General features: G+C 37.1%; 21 protein-coding genes. 15 read left to right on the forward strand and 6 right to left on the reverse strand.

What is annotated here, in order from left to right; all coding sequences use genetic code 11:
- The first annotated feature begins 37 nt into the window (after positions 1–37).
- The 9 genes from FTU65_RS00560 to tfpZ all read left to right on the forward strand — a co-directional run bounded on the left by FTU65_RS00560 (position 38) and on the right by tfpZ (position 8,091).
- On the forward strand, positions 38–628 hold the full coding sequence (locus FTU65_RS00560; RefSeq protein ID WP_078189372.1) for a LemA family protein: 591 nt from the start codon (positions 38–40) through the stop codon (positions 626–628).
- A gap of 29 nt (positions 629–657) precedes the next feature.
- Positions 658–1,725 carry a TPM domain-containing protein gene (locus tag FTU65_RS00565; RefSeq protein ID WP_180064854.1) on the forward strand — a complete coding sequence of 356 codons (1,068 nt, stop codon included), beginning with the start codon at positions 658–660 and terminating at the stop codon, positions 1,723–1,725.
- Positions 1,719–2,279, forward strand: coding sequence for a TPM domain-containing protein (locus tag FTU65_RS00570; RefSeq protein ID WP_180064853.1), 561 nt, complete (start codon positions 1,719–1,721; stop codon positions 2,277–2,279). The genes FTU65_RS00565 and FTU65_RS00570 overlap by 7 nt, the downstream gene beginning before the upstream one ends.
- Before the next feature lie 204 nt (positions 2,280–2,483).
- Positions 2,484–2,966 carry a pilin gene (locus FTU65_RS00575; protein ID WP_180064852.1) on the forward strand — a complete coding sequence of 161 codons (483 nt, stop codon included), beginning with the start codon at positions 2,484–2,486 and terminating at the stop codon, positions 2,964–2,966.
- 53 nt (positions 2,967–3,019) lie between these two features.
- Positions 3,020–4,357: a sulfatase-like hydrolase/transferase gene (locus tag FTU65_RS00580; RefSeq protein WP_180064851.1), complete on the forward strand. Its 1,338-nt coding sequence runs from the start codon at positions 3,020–3,022 to the stop codon at positions 4,355–4,357.
- Positions 4,357–5,568: an O-antigen ligase gene (locus tag FTU65_RS00585; protein ID WP_180064850.1), complete on the forward strand. Its 1,212-nt coding sequence runs from the start codon at positions 4,357–4,359 to the stop codon at positions 5,566–5,568. The genes FTU65_RS00580 and FTU65_RS00585 overlap by 1 nt, the downstream gene beginning before the upstream one ends.
- Positions 5,558–6,754: a serine hydrolase gene (locus FTU65_RS00590; protein ID WP_180064849.1), complete on the forward strand. Its 1,197-nt coding sequence runs from the start codon at positions 5,558–5,560 to the stop codon at positions 6,752–6,754. Before FTU65_RS00585 ends, FTU65_RS00590 begins: the two co-directional genes overlap by 11 nt.
- A gap of 130 nt (positions 6,755–6,884) precedes the next feature.
- The gene (locus FTU65_RS00595) at positions 6,885–7,313 is read left to right on the forward strand and encodes a pilin (protein WP_180064848.1); all 429 of its coding nucleotides are present in this window, start codon (positions 6,885–6,887) and stop codon (positions 7,311–7,313) included.
- A gap of 43 nt (positions 7,314–7,356) precedes the next feature.
- The gene (gene tfpZ, locus FTU65_RS00600) at positions 7,357–8,091 is read left to right on the forward strand and encodes a TfpX/TfpZ family type IV pilin accessory protein (RefSeq protein WP_180064847.1); all 735 of its coding nucleotides are present in this window, start codon (positions 7,357–7,359) and stop codon (positions 8,089–8,091) included.
- Between the two features lie 49 nt (positions 8,092–8,140).
- On the opposite strand, the gene bfr is transcribed toward tfpZ, so the two are convergent.
- From bfr to gmk, 6 genes are all read right to left on the reverse strand, one after another.
- Positions 8,141–8,605, reverse strand: coding sequence for a bacterioferritin (bfr, locus tag FTU65_RS00605; RefSeq protein WP_180064846.1), 465 nt, complete (start codon positions 8,603–8,605; stop codon positions 8,141–8,143).
- Positions 8,606–8,862: 257 nt separating this feature from the next.
- Positions 8,863–9,057, reverse strand: a complete 195-nt coding sequence (locus tag FTU65_RS00610) for a bacterioferritin-associated ferredoxin (RefSeq protein ID WP_218949624.1) — start codon at positions 9,055–9,057, stop codon at positions 8,863–8,865.
- 217 nt (positions 9,058–9,274) lie between these two features.
- Entirely contained in the window at positions 9,275–9,658 is a 384-nt protein-coding gene (locus tag FTU65_RS00615; RefSeq protein WP_078189365.1) for a RidA family protein, read from the reverse strand.
- 54 nt (positions 9,659–9,712) lie between these two features.
- Positions 9,713–11,818 (reverse strand): bifunctional (p)ppGpp synthetase/guanosine-3',5'-bis(diphosphate) 3'-pyrophosphohydrolase, encoded by a 2,106-nt coding sequence (locus tag FTU65_RS00620; protein WP_180066133.1) that lies wholly within the window; start codon positions 11,816–11,818, stop codon positions 9,713–9,715.
- A gap of 218 nt (positions 11,819–12,036) precedes the next feature.
- Positions 12,037–12,318: a DNA-directed RNA polymerase subunit omega gene (gene rpoZ / locus FTU65_RS00625; RefSeq protein ID WP_067762989.1), complete on the reverse strand. Its 282-nt coding sequence runs from the start codon at positions 12,316–12,318 to the stop codon at positions 12,037–12,039.
- 76 nt (positions 12,319–12,394) lie between these two features.
- On the reverse strand, positions 12,395–13,018 hold the full coding sequence (gene gmk / locus FTU65_RS00630) for a guanylate kinase (protein WP_067762988.1): 624 nt from the start codon (positions 13,016–13,018) through the stop codon (positions 12,395–12,397).
- Between the two features lie 134 nt (positions 13,019–13,152).
- On the opposite strand from gmk, the gene ispH reads away from it, so the two are divergent.
- The 6 genes from ispH (at position 13,153) to FTU65_RS00660 (ending at position 20,873) form a co-directional block, all read left to right on the forward strand.
- Positions 13,153–14,103 carry a 4-hydroxy-3-methylbut-2-enyl diphosphate reductase gene (ispH, locus tag FTU65_RS00635; protein WP_180064844.1) on the forward strand — a complete coding sequence of 317 codons (951 nt, stop codon included), beginning with the start codon at positions 13,153–13,155 and terminating at the stop codon, positions 14,101–14,103.
- Between the two features lie 164 nt (positions 14,104–14,267).
- On the forward strand, positions 14,268–14,816 hold the full coding sequence (locus FTU65_RS00640) for a Tfp pilus assembly protein FimT/FimU (RefSeq protein ID WP_180064843.1): 549 nt from the start codon (positions 14,268–14,270) through the stop codon (positions 14,814–14,816).
- On the forward strand, positions 14,816–15,334 hold the full coding sequence (pilV, locus tag FTU65_RS00645; RefSeq protein WP_180064842.1) for a type IV pilus modification protein PilV: 519 nt from the start codon (positions 14,816–14,818) through the stop codon (positions 15,332–15,334). Before FTU65_RS00640 ends, pilV begins: the two co-directional genes overlap by 1 nt.
- On the forward strand, positions 15,334–16,299 hold the full coding sequence (locus FTU65_RS00650; protein WP_180064841.1) for a prepilin-type N-terminal cleavage/methylation domain-containing protein: 966 nt from the start codon (positions 15,334–15,336) through the stop codon (positions 16,297–16,299). The genes pilV and FTU65_RS00650 overlap by 1 nt, the downstream gene beginning before the upstream one ends.
- Positions 16,292–17,098 (forward strand): PilX N-terminal domain-containing pilus assembly protein, encoded by an 807-nt coding sequence (locus tag FTU65_RS00655; protein WP_180064840.1) that lies wholly within the window; start codon positions 16,292–16,294, stop codon positions 17,096–17,098. The genes FTU65_RS00650 and FTU65_RS00655 overlap by 8 nt, the downstream gene beginning before the upstream one ends.
- 19 nt (positions 17,099–17,117) lie before the next feature.
- Positions 17,118–20,873 (forward strand): PilC/PilY family type IV pilus protein, encoded by a 3,756-nt coding sequence (locus FTU65_RS00660; RefSeq protein ID WP_218949622.1) that lies wholly within the window; start codon positions 17,118–17,120, stop codon positions 20,871–20,873.
- Position 20,874: the final 1 nt, after the last annotated feature.

A 20,874-nucleotide genomic window follows, 5' to 3' on the forward strand; every position in this document is an offset into this window, starting at 1 on the left:
TTAAACAATTACAAATAAATACTTGAGGTTAAGGGTTATGAATTCAATGAAAAAAAGCATGCTCGCAATCGCATTAGTCAGTACGTTGACCCTGAGTGGTTGTGGCTATAACACATTACAAGTCAAAGACGAGGCCGTTACAGCAGCATGGTCTGAGGTGCAAAACCAATATCAACGCCGTGCAGATTTGGTACCTAACCTTGTCAATGTGGTTAAAGGTTACGCGAAACATGAGGAACAAGTACTGACCGAAGTGACTCAAGCACGTGCCAATGTTGCGGGCTTAAAAGTGGATAAGGAAGTTTTGGAAGATCCAGCACTGTTCCAAAAATATCAAGAAGCTCAAGCGCAGATGACCAGCGCACTTTCTCGTTTAATTGCAGTCTCGGAAAATTATCCAGACTTAAAAGCCAATGAGCAATTCCGTGATTTACAGGTACAGCTTGAAGGCACTGAAAACCGGATCGCTGTCGCACGTAATCGCTACATTACTACGGTACAAGACTTTAATGGCTATGCACGCCAGTTCCCGCAAGTGATGACAGCTAAAGTTATCGGTATGGATACCAAGCCTAACTTTAGCGCAGAGCAAAGTGCACAAACTGCACCGAAAGTTGATTTTAATTAATTGGCATCACTGCATTGTGAGGTGGGCTGATGGTGGATTTTGAGCTAAAACATACAGGTTTGTTGTGGCTGCAGCGCATGGTTTTAGCATGCTTATTGTGTGTGGTGGGTTTCACACATGCAGAAACTGCCACCGCTACAGATGTAGATGCTGAAACAGTTGTTGTCGGTAAAATATTAAAAGATCAGCAGTCAGTTACGCAAAAAGAAACAACAGCACAGCCTGAAATCAAAATTCAGCAGCCGAATATCGCCAATGATATGGCAGATGGCGAGTCGATTCGTGGCTTGCCGACGCTAAATGAACCGGTAGTTGATCAGGCAAATTTACTTTCGGCTGCTGAAAAGCAAGCCATTAGTCAGAAAATTTTACAGTTACACGAACAAGGTAAGGCACAAATTGGTGTCGTGATTGTGCCAACCACAGGTCAAGAAGATATTTTTGATTACGCCATGCGTGTTGCAGAAAAATGGCAACTCGGTTCAGCAAAACGTGACAATGGGATATTGATAGCGATCGCTGTGAATGATCACAGAATTCAAATCCTGACGGGTTATGGGCTAGAAGGAATCATGCCCGATATCATCGTTAGTCGCATTATTCGTAATCAAATCACACCGTATTTTAAGCAAGCTCAGTATGCTCAAGGCATAGATGCTGGCTTAACGGAAATAACACGTATTTTAAATCAAGACCCTGAAGTTGCAGCTCAGGCAGCCCAAGAGTTAAAAGAGCGTCAGGAACAAGCCTTACACGAACAACAAGCCAAAGAGAAAACGTTTACAACGGTTCTCATTATTTTGGTGATTGGTATTTTTGCATCCTTTATTGTGGGTAAGCGCTTAAGTGCGTCAACTGCTGCTGTTGCAGGTACCGTTGCTGGTTTGGTCAATGGTGCTGGAATCCTTACAAGTCTGTTGATGGGTGGGGCAATTTTCTTTCTACTCATCACTGCCATTGCTCAAACCATTTTTCAAATGTTCCTTGCCGGTGGTGGGGGCGGTGGTGGCCGTAGCGGAGGTGGTGGCTTTGGTGGCGGCGGCTATAGCGGAGGCGGTGGTGGCTTTGGCGGTGGGGGAGCATCAGGTTCATGGTAACGAAAACAGAAACAACAGAAATTGTCACCTGTCCTAAAACACAGGAAATACAGCAACCAAGTTTTAAACGCTGGTTGAAGCACTTCTTTTATATGCCTGCAGCAAACCGGTTTTTTAATAAGCAAGATCAGCAGGCCATTGCTCAGGCGGTGACAGAAGCTGAACATGGACATGTAGGTGAAATACAGGTGGTGATCGAAGGGCATATTCCTTCGAACCAAGCCTATTATCAAAATACCCGTGCACGTGCTGAACAGCTCTTTGCTGAACTGGGTGTGTGGGATACGGAATTTAATAGTGGTGTTTTGCTTTATTTAAACTTATGTGAACGTCAGGTTGAAATTGTCATTGATCGTGGGATGAGGCAGGCAACCGATGCCCAAGTGTGGCAGGATATTTGCGCGCGAATTATCCAAAGCATGCAAAATAAACAATACCGAATAGCTTTGACGGTTGGTGTAAAAGAGATTGGTGAAGTGATGGATCACTTTTATGCAGGGAAGTCTGTAGATAAAGCTAATGAAATCGCAAATGCGCCAATAATTTTGCGCTAAAAAACGGTGATAAAGTGACACAAATCGTCACTTTTAAACACAAAAAGAGACGTAATGATTACAAAAAATAAAAATATTTTTTTAAAGTGCTGTTTTTTCTGTCATTTTCACTATAATAATTCTTGGCACGCTCTGTGCTATTTATAAAACAAGCTACATAGCTTTATTAAATAATTAAATTAAAAAACATTTGTGGAGAATGTTATGAAATCAGTTCAAAAGGGTTTTACTCTTATCGAATTAATGATCGTTGTTGCAATTATCGGTATTCTTGCAGCGATTGCGATTCCTCAGTATCAAAACTATATCGCTAAATCTCAAGTTAGCCGTGTAATGTCAGAAACTGGCGGTTTGAAAACAGCAATTGAAAGCTGTTTGTTAGATGGTAAAACGACTATTGGTACTGGAGCTACCGAATGTGATTTAGGCTGGACAAACAGTAATCTGTTGGGTGCGGCTGCGACTCCTACAAGCGTACAGGGCGATGGCTTGAAAGTAACTTTGGGCACTGGTGTTGAAGATAGCTCAATTGAGGCTCGATTTGGCGCAAGCGCAGCACAAGCATTGCAAGTTGCTAACAAGCGTACTTTAACTTGGACGCGTAATGGTCAAACAGGCGCTTGGACTTGTACGACTAAAGTAGAAACTAAATACCGTCCATCTGGTTGTGCTGGTTCAGGTTCTTAATTTTTTAAGTACGAAAAAAAGAGGGAGAAATCCCTCTTTTTTTGGTTTCAATTATGAAATACGTTTATAATATTTTAATTGTAATCAGCCCAAATTTATTTTGGGGGGTATTGTCATTTATATTAAATACAAATAGAAGTTATATTAATATTGATTACTTTTTTTCTGTACTTCTTTATATTTATGGACGTAAAACATGGGCTATTATTTTTTTTATTTTTTTAAATTTTTTTGATTTTGTTAATATATTCTCTCAAATTTTTCCTTTTATCCGTTTCGGGGATTTAATCTATTTAGTTAAATTTTCATTGCTTTCATCTTGGATTAATTTTTTAATTCCTATGTTTTTTTTGTTTTTTATATATACTTATTTTGCATTACTAAATATGCTTATTTTGAAAATAAAAAAAGTGTTTATATTTTTAATATTTAATATATTATTATTTTTATTGTTTATACAAAATTATTTTTTTGATGTTGAAAGTAATAGATTGTGGAAATATGATTCAAAATATATAGTTCAGTCTCAATTGCTGAATGCTTATGAGTTGCGAAGCGATGGTTTTATACAAGGATTTAGCATTGAAGGTGATGCATTTAATGATATAAAATTAAAATCTGCATCAGAAGATCTATTTCAAGTTGATGATAAAAAAAATAAAATACTATTAATTGTAAATGAATCATGGGGCCATGCATTAGATAATTCAATAAATATTGATATAGTTGGCGATATAATAAAAAATAATTTAGTAGAATATTATTCCTTGAGCGCTATGAATGTGAATGGGTTTACGATTAATGCTGAAATTAGAGAGTTATGTCAAAAAGATTTAAAACATTTTAATTTAAAAAATCAAATAAAAGGTTTTGAAAATTGTTTACCAAATATATATAAAAAAAAGGGCTACCACACCTATGCAATGCATGGGGCTACTGGAGCTATGTATGATCGTAAATATTGGTACCCAAAAGCAGGGTTTGATGCATTAATATTTAGAGATACAGTAAGCAATCTAAATTCAAGATGTTATTCATTTCCAGGTTTTTGTGATAGAGATTTAAATCAGTTTGTTGCAAATGCATTTAGAGAGAAAAATGTTTTCTTTTATTGGTTAACTTTAAACACACATATGAATTATGATTTAAATGACCTAAAGAAAGATCATTTTAATTGTGTTAGGTACAATATAGAAAATAACTCTTCAAGTTGCCGTAATTTGAAATTGCAAAAACAGTTTTTTTACTATTTAGGAGCGTTAATAGAAAAACCAGAAATGAAGGGTGTGCATGTAATTGTTGTTGGAGATCATGAGGCGCCAACATATGGTGAAAATAAGACAGTTTTTTTTGAAAATCAGGTTTCCATTTTGAAGTTTAAGGTTAAGTAATGCTTGAGTTGATAAATATAAAAAAATATTTAACGATTATATTTTTTTATCTCACAATTATATATATAGGAGTGGGGAGTACAGGGGCTGGAATACAAAATAACAAGGATATTTCATATGGATTTCTGTATTTATTTATATTGATGTTTTTTTTCTTTCGTAAAGAGATGATTTCTAATATTAATAAGGAGGTTCTTTATCCGATTTCGATTATGATGGTTAGTTTTTTTATCTCATGTTTTTATACTGAATTTAAAAATAATGCTGATGTATGGCTAAGATATTATGCCATAGCGGCATGTTTATTATTTTCATATTTATCTTATATTGTTATTGTTAATAGAATTGTTAATATTAGAAGTGTTATTGCTGTTATTGCTGCGCTCGGTCTATTTCATACAATAGTTTTGCTGAATATCTGGTTTTCTGAGGAGATTCCTGCGAAATATAACTGGATAAATGGGATTCCTTTTTTTAGCAATATAAGGCATTTAGCTGATTATATATCTATTTCTTTTCTTTGTGCGCTTTTTCTTTTTTTAACTGCAATCGGAAAGAAAGCCAAGCTGTTTTGGCTTTTAATGAGTATAATTATTTTAACTTGCGTATTTTGGACTGGATCTAGAGCTGCCTATATTGGTATTTTCCCTTCAATTTTAGTTTTGTTTTTTTTGTTAAGAAAAAGAGTCAGTAATTTAATTTCTATAGCTTTTATATGTGTAACATCTGCGGTGTTAACTTTATTTTTTCAAACTACACATTTTAATGTAGGTTTTTTTAGTGCTTTTAGCCGTTCTGCCGGTAATAGTTTAAATAGTATTTCTTCAAATAGGGTCGAATTATATAAAACAATCTTTGAATGGTTTAGTTATCATCCTCTTTGGGGGCTTGGAGCTGAATCTGTAAAAGAATTAGGATTTTATCAAGGAGACAATAGATTGACAGCGCAAGCTCATAATTCAATTTTACAAATTTTAGTTGAGTTTGGGCTTATGGGTTTAATTTTTTTGAGTATGCTTTTATATAAAATTTTAAAAAAATTTCGATATGAGAAAACTAATGCTATCTATGCTATATGCGTAGCTGTAACTATAAATATTTTTGTTGCATCATTATTTAATGGTGGAGCATATTACGTTGTTACGATCAGTACATTTTGTTTATTTGTGGCTATAGCATTCGCATATAAAAAGTTAAATTATGAAAATTAGAAAACTGAAATTTTACGAATTTGTATTTATTATATTTACTTTAATATTAGTAGGTATTTCTGCACATTTCATATTGATTGATCGAAATAGTTTCTGGCGCTTGATTTACCCTGTACAGGCCCGTTTATCAATAATGACCATTCAATGTTCAGATGAATCTCCAGAATGGATGCGCAGCTTATTAAGTGAAATTATTTTGGAACAGAAAAATCTATCTAATCAATTGGCATATATAAATGATTATAATCAATTATTTGCATGTCAAAGTGGATGGGTCGGAACAACCGGGTTTTCTAAATTAGTGACAGAGAACACACGATTTCGCTATGCCAGTATGACGAAAATTTTAACGAATGATGCTGTAATCAGTTTGCTGAATCAAAAAAAACTCAATTTAAATGAACCTTTTGTAGATAGATTTGATGAATTTCAGAATCAGAATTTTAAAGATGAACGGATAAAAAAAATAACGATCGGCGACTTGTTGCAGCAAAGAAGCGGGTTTGACCGTTTAAAAAGTGAAGACATCATGTTCTCTACAGCAGAAACACCTTGGTGCCCCAGAAATTTAAATAAATTGCTGGCAATAAAATTAGATTCAGATCCAAATGAATATTATGCATATGATAACCGTAATAGCTGTCTATTAGGTGCAGTGATAGGGCGTATATCAGCCATGAGTTACCGTGAGTATATGTCACAAAACTACAAATTAAATCAAAATAATATTAAATTCATCAATTCAGGTTATTTTTCTGATGAGGTGAAATACGACTTTAGAAATAATGATTATTGGATGGAGGCAGATGATAACTCATTTCATTTTAATGAGCTTTCTTCGTCTGCTGGTTTAACAGGCAGCGCCAGTGCTTTGGCTCAGTTGATTAAACCAATGTTAAATAAGCATCCCTATAATATATTAAGCATTAGTGATAAAAGCTTAAGCAGTTGTAATATCAATACTTTTAAATCCTGCAATGGATTTGCAATGTGGGTATATCAACGTGATAACAGCTCTAAAAAGGTTTTTTTTAGAAATGGCGGATTGCCCGCCGCAACCTCTTTGACTGCGATTAGTGAGGCGGGTGAGGTGGTAGTGTGGGTTGGAAATGGAGCTTCACTTTTAGATAAAAAATTTGATGAAAATTTGCTGGAAAAAAAGTTCTATCAAATTTTAGATAAATAGTTCACCTTTGTGACAAAAAATGTAAATTATTGACGTGAAATAACTCATTATAGTCTTAGGTTGTTGAAATATATAAAAATAAATCTTGGCATACTTTTTGTATTGTTGCTGTTATTTAGAGGGTAATCTAATGCAAAAAGGCTTTACTCTTATTGAGTTAATGATCGTCGTTGCAATTATTGGTGTCTTGGCCTCAATTGCAATTCCTATGTACCAGACATATGTTGCGAAATCGCAAATCACTGTAGCAATTGCTGAGTTAAATGGCGCAAAGCCGCAATATGAACTCATTATTAATAATGGCTCAGCTTCAGGTGATAATGATTTTAGTGTTCCCAATATGTTTTTTTCTGGCGCACAATCTAAGACTTGTGTGTATGCTGTAAATGCGCCTGACAATTCAGGAAATTCTTCCCAGGCTTTAGTCTGTAAATTGCAGAATTCAGCTACGATTATAAATGGCAGCTATGTTTATTTAAGCCGTGATTTAAATGGCACATGGCGGTGCGGTACTTCTATTGGCATTGAAGCTAAATTGAAACCAGTTGACTGTGTTTGAAATTTGCGTAGATTAGGTTTACCTATGTGTTAAGAGTTGGCGTATGTCCAAGCGGCAAAAATTTTTTCTAAGCCATTTATTGATTTCTGTATTTGCAGCATTGCTAGTGATGAGCTTTGTTTTTTTTGTATGGTATCCATCACCGTTAGCCAAGGCAGTTGGTGTTACTCATATTTTTCTGATGCTGCTGATCATTGATGTGATTTTGGGGCCATTGTTGGGGTTTTTAGTCTTTAAAGAAGGGAAAAAGACATTAAAATTTGATTTGACGGTCATTATATTGATTCAAATCTCTGCTCTTGGTTATGGGGTTTATAGCATTGCGCAAGCCCGTCCAGTATGGATTGCTTTTAATGCAGATAAATTTGAGCTGGTTCGTAATAATGAAATGCAAACTAATGCTGATACAGCGGTCGAACAAGAATTTTCCAGACCATCGCTACTTTACCCGCAATTTGTGGGTGTAAAACAAGCTGAAAATGCTGAACAGCGGCAAGTTGAGCAAATGTCATCACTATTAAATGGAACGTCATTGGCGCAATTTCCAGAACGCTACACGCCGCTTACGCGGCTGAGTCATGATTTGCGTCAAGAAGCCAGAAATATATCTGAACTTTATGAGGTAAACTCTAAATTAGAGGTTGAAAAAATTTTAAAGGAAAACCCCCATGCGACAGCGTGGTTACCGTTAGAAACATATACTTTACCTTTAGTTGTTTTAATTGATAAAGATAAGGCGGAAATTGTAAAAATTGTAGATTTGCGGTATTCAAAATAAGTATAAAAAAACCTGCTTAAGCAGGTTTTTTTATATTAATCAATTAATCTCAAATCTGACTCTGAATATAATTTTCAGCGCCTACTGCTTCGACTAAGTCTAACTGTGTAGCAGCCCAGTCCAACCATTCTTCTTCTTTTTCTAAGATTTCTTGAGCCAGATCTCGAGTGACATAATCTAACTGTTCTTCTGCTAGCTTAACTGCTACTTGAATGGCTTCGATGTTCTCTTTGACTTTACGTACATCACAGTTAAGGACTTCAACAGTATGCTGACCAATATAGAGCTTACCTAGGTGTTGTAAGTTAGGTAAACCTTCTAAAAATAAAATGCGTTCAATAATTTTATCGGCATGTTTCATTTGGCGGATCGATTCTTTGTATTCCGCAGCGCCTAACTGTTCAATGCCCCAGTCGTTAAACATGCGGGAATGCAGGAAATATTGGTTAATTGCAGTCAAATGATGGTACAGCACCTGATTTAACTGATTAATTACATCACGATTGCCTTTCATGTCTGACTCCTTAACTGCAATAAAGCTCGAACTAAGCAATATAAATTCGATATTAGAATAGAAATATCTTAAACAACAAAGTGCAAATTAGCGAGTATTTTATAGAACAGCAAATGAAAATCACAATCAAAACAAGGCACTAATTTTCAGTGCTTTAATAAATAAAAACCCGCTTAGAGTTAGAAGCGGGGGAGGAGGAATGGTCGAAGACCATTGGTTTTATAATTATGATTGTAGATGAAAATTAAAAACTTGGTTTAAGCAGCAATTGCGATACGGGCTACAATTTGCGCAACTTCATCACTGATGATCATACGAGCTTCAGGAGCACAGCGACCACAACAGGTGCCTAAATCAAGCATATCGCGAACTTCACGATAGCTTTCTGCACCATTGGCAATTGCATCTTTAATGTCTTGATCAGTAATACCACGGCACAAACAAACGTACATGAAATCAAACCAAGTGAATAAATAGGATAAGTAATATTATTGATAATTATTATCGTTTGTCAATAAAAATCATTTAAAAATGCTTCTAAGGTGATTGGGTTTTTGAATAAAAAATGTCATTTAAGTGGAAATCTGAGTAATGCTCAGATTTCCATGAAAGGTTTTTGATCTTTTAGAATGTGATATTTAGTGAAGGGTTTAAGCGATGTTTACTAACTTATTGATTAATAATCACCACGCCATCCATTTCAACTAGGGCACCTTTTGGTAGGCTAGCAACACCGAGTGCTGCGCGTGCTGGGTAAGGTTGAGCAAAGTATTCGCCCATAATTTGGTTGACCAATTGGAAGTTAGAAAGGTCAGTGAGGAAAATATTCAGCTTAGCGATATCGGCTAGCGTACCACCTGCAGCTTCACATACCGCTTTTAAGTTGTCGAATACACGGCGAATTTGAGCTTCAATGCCTTCTACCAGCTCCATGCTATATGGATCTAAGCCAATTTGACCTGATAAATACAAAGTGTCGCCCACTAAAATGGCTTGTGAGTAAGTACCAATTGCAGCGGGTGCATTTTCAGTATGGATTACCTGGCGGGACATCTATTTCTCCTATTATCATCACAGACACAACATATATAAAAATGCGGTGTCAGGTTAGCTGGCAACTTTCGCAGGCTCAGCAATGGCAACAGGTTGTGCCAAACGACTGATGCGTGGGAAGCCAAAATACATTCTTAAATTACGGATAATTTCGGCAATTTGTTTACGATTGTGTACAACAATATTCACATAGGTTTTTTCTTCATGTGAACGGACAGTTTCTACACCGACTTTTTCTTTACGGCATAGATAGATCAGCTCTGAAATTTGTTCATCATTTAACAGCATGTTTAAGCATAAATAGGCTGTAAAACTAATGTCCTCACTGTCTTCTGTAGTCCAGTGTAAAGGCATGATATTTTCAGGATGTAAATGCTGTTCATGCAATAAATTATGACAACGAGAACGGTGCACAATCAAACCGCGACGTGATAAATGCCCTTGAATTGGATCGCCTAAAACTGGGTTACAGCAGTGCGCATATTTAACGTCGACACCATCAGTGCCCAAGATCAAGCGTGCAGAGTTTGAAGTCTGAATGGTGTCTTGAGCATATAAGTGATTGGCAACCAATTGAGGCAGTAAATCACCCACGGCAATCTGTTCAAATAATTGTTCTTTATCATTTAAATGACGCCAATTCAGCACATTTTCCCAATCCGCTAATGTCAAATCACTTACAGAACGGTTAAAGAGTTTTAATGCGCGATTTAAAGCTTGCTGACCAACTAAACGTTGTTCATCTTGGTCTTGGTCACGGAGGATATTTTGTAATGCGCGGCGGGCTTTTTGGGTATTAATAAAGCTTAGCCAGTCAGGGTTTGGTGTTGCAAGAACATCAGTGATAATTTCAATCACTTGACCACTCAGTAATGGTGTTGAAAGGGGCTTGGTTTCCCCATCAATTTTCGCACCAACGGCATGGTTGCCCAAAAATAAGCTTGCTGAATAAGCGAAATCAACCGCTGTGGCACCCTGAGGGAGTTCATGCAAATGACCATGTGGGGTATAAACCCAAATTTTCTCTTGATGTAGATAATCGAGTAATTCACTAAATGTGGTCTTGGCACATGCGCCATCGACTAACACGTTTAAATTTTGCATGGAGGCTTGGATCGCTGAGCGACAAGCTTGTGGTGCATTTTCACCGAGAACCACACCAAAGCGCGCCGCTTTACGCATCAACTCTGTTTGGATGGTTAGCGATAAAATGGTCTTTTCACCTTTTAAGCGCATCATCAGTGACTGGTTGCCACCAGGGAGTGGGCGACGGATATGATCGGCGTAATTAAGAACTTTAAAGCTTTCTTTGAGGATGTCTGCAAGTCGGTCACAGTCTGCGATACTTTGTAAAATAATTTCAAAGGCATGACTATGGGTGAGCTCTTGCAGATCGATATCGTTTTTTACAAAGTGGCGAAGTAATTCAATATTATTATTCTTCTTTTTAATTCGACCTGAAATATGGTGTTGTTCTAGCAAGGTGGTGAGGTTGTTTTCCCACTTGGTCTGGTATTCGCAGCGTTTCGGTTTGGTTTGTAATAACGCTTCTTGAACATTGTTATACATATCTAAGTCGAGATTTTGATAACACAAATGTTCAAGGTTGTCGGCCATTTCATTCATACCGACAAGGCGTGCCATAGGCACAAAAATTTCAAAAGTTTCTTGGGCAATACGAGCACGTTTGTCGGGGCGTAAAGCACCCAGTGTGGTCATATTGTGATAGCGATCTGCCAGTTTAATAATAATGACACGTGGGTCTTGTAGGGTTGCTTGCAAAATTTTACGGAAGGATGCGGCTTTATTATATTCTTTATCACTAGAGTGGCTGAGTTTAGTGACGCCGTCGACGAGTTCAGCAACGGTCAGACCAAATTTTTCAGTAATATCTTGTTTTGTAAATTCGGTATCTTCGATGACATCATGCAGTAAAGCGGCCATTAAAGTTTCCGCATCAAGACGCATATGGGCCAAAATACAGCTCACCGCAATCGGGTGGAGGATGTAGGGTTCGCCACTTTTACGCGTAATACCATCATGGGCAATATCCGCATAGTCGCAAGCTTCAAGCACGCGTTCGACATCACTTCCTGAAAGGTAAGCGTCGATAATCACATTTAACTGTTGCTTGGCTTGGCTGACCATTGGGCCTGGCATAGAACACCCTTTTACTACTGATTTACAAATGAAACGGTTAATACTTTAATGAAATGCATATTGCATGACTTGTCAATTTTTTAGTTGAAAAAAATGAAAATCTTTTTCGCTTACTTTGCACTTCTTAAGCTTATGTTATAACTGTTCTGAGTAAAATATTAAAGAGAATCCATAAAAAAAGCCTAGTTAAAAACTAGGCTTTTAAGGTCAGGTTTATCTTATTGGAAAGAAAAACCGTCTAAGTTTAGGTTATTTGCAGAAAGTGCAAGGTCTAAACTTGAAGTTTGGTAGTCTTGTTCACGTTGTTTCAAAATGTCTTTAGAAACGTGACCCGCTGCAATTTCACGAAGAGCAACAACGGTTGGTTTGTCATTGTCCCACTCAACAGTAGGTTCGATACCTTGACGTGCCAATTGACGCGCGCGTTTGCTTGCCACTAGTACAAGCTCAAAGCGGTTGTCTACATGGTCTAAACAATCTTCAACGGTTACGCGTGCCATAAGAATTCTCGTTTGAATATAAATTTTTAACAGACTGTGCAGTATAAGGTGCTTTGTCTATAGACTCAAGTTTTAATCACTGCTCAGTCGGCGTGATTAATTTTTCAATTAACTGCTGATGACGTGTCGCTTGCTGTTTTAAAACCAAACGATTGGCAATAATTACAGACTCTAAATCATGTAAGGCTTTATTGAAATCATCATTAATAATGACGTAATCAAAATTTACATACTGCTGCATGTCTTCAACTGCGCAGCTTAAGCGGTGTTCGATCACTTCAACTGAGTCAGTGCCACGGTTTGATAAGCGTTGACGTAAGTCAAACTGACTTGGCGGGAGAATAAAGATTTGTCTAGATTCAGGAAAAAGTTTACGAACCTGTTCAGCCCCTTGCCAGTCAATTTCAAGTAAAACGTCATGGCCTTTCGCCAATTGTTCTTTAACTGTACGTTGTGCTGTGCCGTAATAATTACCAAAAACTTCTGCATATTCAATAAAACCACCTTCTTCAACTAAAGATAAGAAGTCTTCTTTTTTTGCAAAATGGTAATGTACGCCGTCTAATTCGCCAGGACGCTGACCACGAGTGGTATGAGAAACAGAGACATGTAAATTGTTTACACGTTCAAGCAGGGCTTTAACGAGGGATGTTTTGCCCGTTCCCGATGCAGCAGAAACGACAAACAAGAGACCCGACATGATATTTTTCCTGATATGATAAAATATCTTCTCTATTTTAGAGTAGACGCGCGCCAAACTAAATAGTCAGACGTCTATTGTTTACATTTATTTCAAGTGATACCCGTAAAAAATGAGTGGGCATTGAGGATTCTATGGAAATTGTTTTAGCTAATCCACGCGGTTTCTGTGCAGGGGTAGATCGTGCTATCGCGATTGTGAACCGTGCGCTTGAATGCTTTAACCCGCCAATTTATGTGCGTCATGAAGTGGTACATAACAAATTTGTAGTAGATGATTTACGTCAACGCGGTGCGATATTTGTAGATGAGCTTGATGAAGTGCCTGATGACAATATTGTGATTTTTAGTGCACATGGTGTTTCTAAAGCAGTACAACAAGAAGCGGAACATCGCGGTTTAAAAGTTTTTGATGCGACTTGTCCATTGGTGACTAAAGTGCATATTGAAGTGACTAAGTATGCGCGAGAGGGTGTTGAAGCAATTTTGATTGGTCATGAAGGTCATCCTGAGGTTGAAGGGACGATGGGTCAATATGATAATAAAAATGGCGGCTCAATTTACTTGGTTGAAGATGAGCAAGATGTTGCTGAACTTGTCGTGCGCAATCCACAAAAAGTGGCTTTTGTAACGCAAACCACGCTTTCTATTGACGATACTGCAAAAGTGATTGATGCGTTGCGTCAAAAATTCCCTGAAATTCAAGGACCACGTAAGGATGATATTTGTTACGCGACGCAAAACCGTCAGGATGCAGTGCGTGATTTATCTGAGCAATGCGATGTTGTTTTAGTTGTCGGTTCACCAAACTCATCAAACTCTAACCGTTTGCGTGAACTGGCTGAGCGTATGGGTAAGCATGCTTATTTGGTCGATAATGCAGATCAGCTTCAACACGAGTGGTTTGCTGAAAATACCAAAATCGGGGTGACGGCTGGGGCATCTGCACCTGAAATATTAATTAAACAAGTAATTCAGCGACTACAAGATTGGGGAGCAAAAGCGCCGCAAGAGTTGGATGGCCGCGAAGAAAATATTACATTTAGTTTGCCAAAAGAGTTACGTATTCCTGTAACTCAGGCATAAAGTGTTAATGACTTAACATTCTGAATTTTTTTAAGAATTGACAGATAATTGCTTTTTGGCAATTATCTGTTTTTTTATGCCTTTTATCCTTATTTGTGTTTGTTTTGTAATTTAATTAGATATTATTTTTAATAGGGTAAAGTTTGGCGCGCCTTGGGGGGAGTATGCAGAAAAATAATGGATTTACGTTAATTGAGTTGATTGTGACGATTGCTGTGATGGCAATTATTGCCATGATGGCTGCGCCTTCGTTTGGGGATTTGCTCAATAAAAAAGCTTTAGAAGCAAATGCAAAAGAGTTGGTTTTGGTCTTAAGCCAAGCGCGTAGTCAGGCTATTTTACTTAGGACGAATACGGTTGTTCAATTAAATGGTAGTACGACTGTAACACCAACTAATTTTTTTTGGGTATCTAATAATGTCAATATTAAGTTAGAGCAAATCCCACAAGGATATAGCTCCCCACCTAATATCATATTTAGTCCACAGGGTATGATGTTGCCAAGAAATTTTGTAAAAATGAAAGAAAAAACTAATCAAAATGGTGAGAAAGAATGGGTTTCTGATCAAATTTTAGTGGATGGTGCATTAAAAGATCAGATAGAGAATTATCCTAGAACAATAACTTTATGCTCAGAAAAATTAAAAAAAGCAAAGATTATTACATTTTCGATTATTGGTGCATTTGAGTCAATGGAAGAAGGGGAATGTTGATGATAAGTCAAAGTCAACAAGGTGTCGGTCTGATGGAAGTTTTAGTGGCATTGCTCTTACTATCTATTGGCGTTCTTGGATATACCGCACTGCAAGTAAAAGCAGTTGAAGCATCAACAGAAGCAGCACAAAGATCACATGCTATTTTTGTATTAAAAGGTCTTGCTGAAAGCATGCGAGCGAACAACGCAGGCAGAGCTTCATACATGGCTTTAGTTAATCAAGATATACCTACTACAATTTCCACAGCGTGCATAAATCCAACGAATACTGGGTGTGATGTAACTGCAATGGCAAGAAATGATGTTCAGCAAGCTCAAGCAAATGCACGTAATTTTGGACTGCATTTGCGTATGGAGAATTGTCCGGGTACGACAAGTGTTGCTGCGGCTGATCGTAGAAATTGTATTTTTGCTGCTTGGGGTGACACAGATATACGTCAAAATACGAGTCAATGTATGAGCGCTGCCGGTGTTTATGTAGTTGGTTCTAGTTGCATGATGATGGAGGTTTATTAATGACTATTCATGAAAAGCAACGAGGGTTCACATTGTTAGAGTTAATGATTGCATTGGTTTTAGGATTAATTGTAACAGCTGCAGCCGTTCAGCTTATTTTAGGGAGTTTTATTACAACTAGATTGCAAGAAGCTAACTCTCAGATACAAGATAGTGGTTTGTTTGGTATTGATTATATTATTAAAGATATTCAAATGTTGAATTTTGGAAATAGTAATCAATATGAAATAAAATCAGATACTCCTAGAGGTGGAGTAATTTTAACTGCAGGGACTAATACATCTAATTTAAATGCGAACCTTGGTGCGACTATTTCGGCAGAGAATCTTGTTAGTCAAACTAATGGACCATCAAATATGTCAGATATTGAAAGTGATCAATTGACGATACAATTTGTTGCGCCTACTACAATGTTCAATTGCGAGGGTATTTCTGTTAGAGCAGGTGATTTGATTGTTCAGCGATATTTTTTAAGAGAGGATAATAACTTTTTATCACTAGTTTGTGATGCTAATACACCAACACCAGCAACTATTACTGAACAAAAAACAAATGGGGATGGTACTACTGAAGAGATTGTAAAAGATAATCCAGTACAGAATAACCCAACAGAGATTAGTGGATTGGGTGTTAATTCCCAAATTGTTATTCCCAAAGTTGATCAATTTAAAGTTTTGTTAGGTGGGATGACTGATACTGGAAATTTGGCGTATTACGATATAGATACATTTAAAACAAAAAACAATATGCGTTTAGTTGCAGTGAAATTAAGTACATTAATTCGTTCTGATAGTTCAGTGCCGAGTCAAAATATTAATCCTGCTCAAATATATGATTTATTTGGTTCTTCAATACCTCAGCTATCAGGTACATTGACTGATACAACTGATGCGAACAGAGTTCCACGACAATTATATATTGCGACAGTAGCACTTAGAAATGGTTTGGGGCGAAACAATGATTAATCAAACTAATATAAATTTTAACAATAAACAAAAAGGAGCAACTTTAATAGTCGTTCTCTTTTTGCTTTTAATTATTATGGTCGTTGGAACTTATGCTATTAAAATGGGGATTACCTCTTTAGGTGTAGCAACAAATGCGCAGATAAACCAATTGCTTAGTCAATCTGCAGATACACCATTAAATAAATATTTAAATACTGCAGATTTAAGTAGGCTTGTTAGTTATACGACAGCGGTTGGTGCAGCTATTGATGATAAAGGTGTAAATAAGGAATTTATTTTCTGTTATAAGCCAACCAATAATAGGGCTTTTGGATTAAATGCTGATACATCAGTCATTACTGCGAATGATAGTGGAGATGATGCTAGATTGGTCAATAGTGGTGTTTCTGGGTTTTGCAACATTAAAAGGGATTTTGGTAGTGCTAGACAGGCCGTGGTTACCCAAGTAGCAATTACTATTCCTAAATCAATAGATGTCACAAAAAGTCCAGGCGATAATTTAGTGAGGGGCACTAACTTAAGTGAAGGGACAGGTTTACCAAAAAATTTGATATCTCAGGATACTATTCGAGTAACTACGACAGCTTTTTTACCTGCTTATGCAAATGTAAGTTTGGATGATGTTCAAACAAATTGTTTATCCTCAAATAAAACCTATATATCTGATAATTTGAATGAAGATTTATCAAATAAGAAAACGCTTAGAGATTGTCTTAGTGAATACAATATTCCTGTAGTAAGTCAGGTACAAGAGTTTACTTTGGCGGCATTTTTAAACCAAACAGAAGCACCTTAAGCAAAGTCGGAGATATATTATGCAACCTAAAAAAATTCAAATGACTGTGCTAAGTGCTTCTTTGACAGCACTGATGTGCAGTGGTGTCACTCAAGCGAGCGATTTACAAATTTATGCAATGCCTACTGCAGGGCAGAAGACTATTGTAATGATGTTAGATACATCTGGCAGTATGACGAATGGTACAGGCGTATCAAACGTTAATCGTTTGAAGGCAATGAAAAATGGCTTAAATGCTGTCTTAAATAGTACGGATCCCAAATTAGAAAATATTGTAATGGGGTTAGGGCATTATTCTTATGGGGGAGATGGTAAAACAGGTGTAATAAAAGTAGAAGCAAAAAAATTAGGGGCCGTGGGTTCGGAACAACGTGTAGCTCTGAAAACTGCCGTGAGTGGATTATCTGCAGATGGAAACACTCCTACAGCACATGCATATGCTGAGGCTGCAGCTTATTTAATGGGGACTAGTCCTATTATAAAGTCTTCAACAGCATTATATAGAAAAACGAAAGTGGCTCCGATTAAATGGTATAAACAAGACTGTGGCTGGTATAGTTGTAGTTGGAAAGATATTAAAGATATTAATGCGCCATCTGATACTACTCTCAATAAATTAACCTCAGATTCAGATAATACGTATACATATTATTATTCATTGAAAAATTCATCTTTTTATGAATCTACCATTAATGCAAGAGATGGTTCAAAGTATAAGTCACCTTTGCCAGAAGCGTCTAAGCGTGTTAGCTGTGATGGACAAGGTATTTATATTCTTTCCGATGGCGAACCCAATGGTACTAGCGATTCGGAATCTCAAGAAATTATGCAGAAGGTTTTAACAAATCCAAACAGTTCAACATTATCTGATTTCAGTTGTTCATCAACTGGTACTAATTTATCTAATATTAAAAATGATACTGGTTGGCAATGCATGGGAGCATTTGCGCAAAAATTATATAGTAATACCAATTATGCTGGAGTAAAAATTCAAACAGCTTTTGTTGGATTTGGCTCTGATTTTAATAGTTTGGCTAAAGATAATGTTAAAAATGCTTGTAAATTAGGGTCTCGTTTGAAAGGTGATGATTGTTCGTACTATCAAACAGACGGATTAACTAAAAATAATGTTAATTATGCAAATCCAGTTGGCGGTTATGGTAACGGTGGATTTTATACAGGGAATTCAGCAGCAGATGTAACAACTAGTGTTTTAAACTTTATTGATAATCTAGGAACGGATCCATTAGCGCCTTTACCGACAGGAACAATTTCTGTACCTGTCGATGCGTTGAACCCGAATGGATTACAAAACGTAGGTTACCTCCGTATGTTAGAGCCAAATCCTGCGCAGCCAAGTTTATTGGCATGGGTTGGAAACTTAAAAAAATATAGTCTTAACAACGGCGTGTTGGTTGATGGGTCTACTAATATTTTTAATGCGAAAGGTGACTTTGAAACCGCAACAAAAAATTTATGGGGTGCGCGGACTCAAAATGATGGTGGGAAAATTAACGTAGGCGGCGCCTATGAAATGATGCCAGTTCCTATTGTATCAAGCACTGCAAAGTTTAGAAAAGTATTTACTGATGCTGCAAGTGCAGATGCTACTAAGGTTACGGCTTTATCTACTTTAAAAAGTAATGGTGATTATGATGAAGCTAAACCACTGCTACAGGTACCTAAATTATCAGCTGGAACAACCAGCTCGAAAAGTACAATTTTAGATCGCTTTAAGAGTCAAGACATTCTAAAAAGTTTTCCAATAGCGCTTAGATTAAAACTATTAAATTACATTGGTTTTAAAGTAGACACCGCTTTGGAAGCTATACCTACAGATTCGGAAGTAAATTATGAAGGTTCTCCATATTTTTCAATGGGAGGAATTATTCATTCATTTCCAGTACAAATGACATATTCAGGCACTGTAACTGAGTCAGGCGAGCTGGCAACAAGTGATATTGAGCTTCCAGACAAAACAATATTAAAACCACGTAAGCAATCTGTTTTGTATGGTTCGATGGAAGGTGGTTTGCATATTGTTGATGGAGCAACTGGTGAGGAACAAATGGTGTTCTTGCCAACAGAAATATTAAATAACCAAATTTCTTCTAATGCTCTAGTTAAAGCAGGTTCCGGTACACCAGCACCTGCACATGGAGTTGATTCACCATGGATAGTTGATTCTGAATACAGAACAGAAGGGACTTATCCAAATGCGCAGATTAAAGCAACTAAAATGAATGTTTTTGGCGGGTTAAGAATGGGGGGGTCTAGCTATTATGCCTTAGATGTACTCGATACCAGTGCGCCGAAGCTTAAATTTAGAATAGGAACAGATCAATTAAATTACACTAGAATGGGGCAGTCTTGGTCTAAACCTGTATTAATTAATATTCGTTATAAAGGTGTGCCGACTCGGGCGATGGTTGTTGGCGGTGGATATGATGCGTGTTATGAATATCCACGTTTTAAATTAGGTGTAGCTAATCCTTCAGAATATCAACTAAAAGATCCTGCTGGAAATGTTGTTGATACCTGTAATAAAACAGAGGCAAAAGGTAATGCTGTTTATGTAGTTGATGCTGAAACTGGAAAGCGTTTATTTTGGGTAAGTAACACTGGCTCTGATGCGAATAATCCTAATTTAAAACATAGTATTGTTTCACGTATTAGTACTTTAGACCGAGACGGCGATGGTTATGTGGATCATTTGTACTTTGGTGATTTAGGTGGCCAGGTTTTCCGTGTTGATATGGATAACTATCAAACCAAAAGTACATCTAGTGGTGCTACCACATATTCGAATTTCGGTGTTCGTACCGTTAGATTGGCGAATTTAGCAACTACATCAGCAGGGGCAGCAATAACGAATGGTGATAACCCACGGTTATATGAACCAGTGACTTTGACAATCCATGATGAGGATGGCAAAACATTTATTTTGGTTGGTGCTGCTTCTGGAGATCGCAGTACGCCATTAGATGTTGCTCCTGTTAAAGGGCGAGATGGTTTAAGTCCACTAGTAGCTTTAGCAAACCGTCCGACCAATAAAGTTTATGGTTTGTTTGATTTGGACTTTATTAATAAAGATTTGATCACGAATAGAGCACTTACTGGCGATTATACATCTGCTACTACAGAGGAAGCTTTACCAAGTAAGAACCGCTTAAAGACGCGTGACTTGACACTGGCTGATTTACTTCAGAATCCACAAAATAGTATTTCTGGTAACGAAACAATCTATAGCAAGTTTTTTAATGCAACAACGCATAAGCAGGGATGGTATCGCTCACTGTCTTGGAGTTGGGATACTACAGAAGCAGGCGAATTGGCGAATAATACATTTAGACAATCTGGTGGTTTAAAAGCATTTGAGGAACCGATTGCAATTGGAAATAATTTGTTTATACCTGTGTATGATCCAGAAGGTACTGGTATTAGTCCTCAAGATCCATGCTTACCACGTGTCATTGGTGAAACAGATCGCCAGCAGTACTGTTTGCCTTTTGGTGTTTGCATAACGACAGCAGGAGCTATTGACTCTGCTCAAGAAAAAAAATCTGGGTTCAGAGTTCAATTGGTAGGTGGTGAATACAAAAATTCAAATGTTGTTGGCAAAGGGATTCAGGGGTTAGCATTGGCTAACAAAGGAGATTCTAGCGGCTCTGGAAACAGTTGCGGTAATTTTACTTTATCTACAAATACTGCTGGTATAGGTACTTGGCAATGTAATCGTGTGCTAAATCCAACACGTTGGTTTGAGAAAAGGTAGG

The sequence above is a fragment of the Acinetobacter sp. YH12129 genome (assembly GCF_013418685.1).
GTDB lineage: Bacteria > Pseudomonadota > Gammaproteobacteria > Pseudomonadales > Moraxellaceae > Acinetobacter > Acinetobacter amyesii.